This is a genomic window from Nostoc sp. 'Peltigera membranacea cyanobiont' 232 (assembly GCF_002245985.1).
GTDB lineage: Bacteria > Cyanobacteriota > Cyanobacteriia > Cyanobacteriales > Nostocaceae > Nostoc.
Genome location: NZ_NOLK01000343.1, coordinates 1 through 2453, shown reverse-complemented (window position 1 = coordinate 2453; position 2453 = coordinate 1). Strand labels below are relative to the sequence as shown.

Below are 2453 nucleotides of genomic sequence, written 5' to 3'. Positions count from 1 at the left end.
CTCTGTCGGCGTGGATTTGTGCATCACCTGCAATCCTTGCTGCACCCTCTCCGATGAGTCGGGCATCGACTGCGATCGCCTTGACATCAACTATTGTTGCTTCATTCCGAGCAATGCGGTTTTGCAACCCCAGCAATTTACCCAGGATGCCCGACACGCTATTGCCGAGAAATTCCAACCCACGCTCAACTGCGTCGATACGTTCACCAAGGATGTTAAGGTTGGCAGTTTGTTCAATTATCACGAATATTTGTGAAATAAGGACAAATATTCCTGCTATTTTGCCTGCTAGCCGTCCTGTTGCTGCTAGTGCTTCATTGCTTATCCCTACGGCATTCGCTGCTGTTTGTATAGCAGCGCCGATCTTCCCTTCCAAGGCATTTAATGCCCTACCAAATCCGTCCATACGTTCGGAAAAACCTTTCACCAGCCCCTTAGCTCCGTCTACGGCTGCATTAGCGTCTAATGCAGATTTCGCGGACTTACTGGCACTGTTAGCAGCGTCACCTACAAAAGTTCTTGTTTTGTCTATTAATCCCTCCACTAATGAAGCGTCCTTGGCAACAGTATCTCTATACGCCTTAGCGGCGTTAGCAGAGGCTTCCGAGGAATTGGCATTATTTAAGGCATTATTAGCGTTTCTCAGAGCGATCGCTGCTTGCTCCTCCGCTGTCAAAGATGCCTTAACCGATGTTTCTTTTGCTCCTGCGGATACCTCAGCATAGTTTTTTGAACTTGCTGCGCTGTCGCCTGCTACTTTCGCTTTCAATTCAGCAATTTCCTTCGCTTTTGCCGATGCCACGGCATCTTCTAGCGCTGAGGATGCACTTGATTTACTGTTTCGCGCCGATGACTCTGCCCTGGCAGCTGCGTTTTCCACTCTTTGTATGTCTGCCCTCATCGCTGCGTCGTATGCCTCCACTGCTGATTTTTCAGCTTTGGTAGCAAGTCCGTTGGCAATATTTTGTCGAAATTGCTGGATTTCCGTATCTATAGCATTTCGTTGTAACCTCAAGTCAGCGATAGTAGCGTAATTGCCGGGCTGAAAACTATTAACTTTTTGCAGCGCGGTATTTGCAGTCTTATTAGCTGTCCGTGCGTCTGTTGATGCAGCTTCAAGATGAATCGTAACTTCATTGATTTGAGGATTGACGATCTCATTCACTATTTGCCGTACCTTAGCTTCAGATAGGTTATTTAATCTACCTACCAGTGTGTTGAGAGTCGCTATTTGTTGCGCTAAATCATCACAACTACTACTCATTGTTTCGACCTCAAACCGTCACCAATTGCTTTTAATTTTGCCGATGTGCTAGCACAGTCGTTGCAACAATACCCAGGGTAGCTGTCACTGTGACATTTGCATTTACCGGGTGGACAATCATCATCACAAGAAACAGTAAATCGACCGTCGTCGGATGGATACAGCACACCATTAATTGACAAGCCTTGTAGTGTCACATCATAACTGCAACTGCCAATATTATCTCCGTAGTAATTATCAAAATTGCTACTAATATTTTTGCCATTGATTGATGGAATTGGGCAGCTTAATACTCTAGCGCCGTTGTCGTAAGTTTGTCCCGGCGGATTCATTGAAACACTACTGACGAAGAAATTATATGATTCAGATATGGGAGCGGTCATCACGTGAGTAAAACTGTCAGCTTTACTGCCTATTACAACCATCGCAGGTGCGTCAACTACAATGGTTAGCTTGGGAGATAATATCGTAACAGTAACTTTTTTGCTTCCTTCACAGTAGATCATTGTTTCACGCCCCAAATCTTCGTGCAAACAAAATAGTAATTTGCAGATGATGCATTTTTACCAGTCACTACTATCTGGAATTCCTGAATTCCTGGGGTAGTGATAGTAACTGTTTTAGTCACAATAGCTGCACCGACGAATGAACCAGAGTAGAGGTCAATACTGCCAGCAATAGCCGTACCATTGACATGCAGAACACCAATCCCTCTATTATTTGCTTGGCTGACAAGGAAACTTATGGCGTATGTCCCAGCGTCAAGTGGTGCGTTGAATTTAAATGTATCGTTCGTTGCTGGCGGTAGTTGAATCGTAGCCGTACCATACGCATAAGATGCGTAATCATAAGTAAGAGAAGCGCCAACAACTACTGTGCTTTCATCGTGCCAGTGAGAAAATGATGTCGGGTATACACCACCGCTACTAGAGATACCAGAAAGTAAATCACTTTTTTTAATACTTTTATAAGCGCTGTCTGATGCTGTCTCAATGAGTAAAATGTCATCACTTGATGCGTTCGTTATCTGTGGGTATTCATCAATTTTCATAGGGTGATATCTGAGAGTACAAGAAACAAAAATTTATCCAATTTTTAGATAGTAAGTATCCCCAGAATTGCACCCATGTACTGCTGTAATAAAGATGATTGTCGTAGGTAATGGGAATATTATTTTCGTCAATCACAC

At 43.9% G+C, this 2453-nt stretch carries 3 protein-coding genes; all 3 read right to left on the bottom strand.

Annotation, left to right across the window (positions count from 1 at the left end; genetic code table 11):
• Positions 1-1264, bottom strand: a 1264-nt coding sequence (locus tag CDG79_RS40115) for a hypothetical protein (RefSeq protein WP_143855748.1), incomplete at its 3' end; no start/stop codon positions are given.
• Entirely contained in the window at positions 1261-1770 is a 510-nt protein-coding gene (locus tag CDG79_RS40110) for a hypothetical protein (RefSeq protein WP_094346996.1), read from the bottom strand. The genes CDG79_RS40110 and CDG79_RS40115, both read right to left, overlap by 4 nt.
• Positions 1767-2315 (bottom strand): hypothetical protein, encoded by a 549-nt coding sequence (locus CDG79_RS40105; protein WP_094346995.1) that lies wholly within the window; start codon positions 2313-2315, stop codon positions 1767-1769. The genes CDG79_RS40110 and CDG79_RS40105 overlap by 4 nt, the downstream gene beginning before the upstream one ends.
• Positions 2316-2453: the final 138 nt, after the last annotated feature.

Coding starts and splice junctions, on each gene's coding strand:
- CDG79_RS40110 (WP_094346996.1), bottom strand. CDS start 1,770: ATGATCTACTGTGAAGGAAGCAAAAAAGTTACTGTTACGATATTATCT.
- CDG79_RS40105 (WP_094346995.1), bottom strand. CDS start 2,315: ATGAAAATTGATGAATACCCACAGATAACGAACGCATCAAGTGATGAC.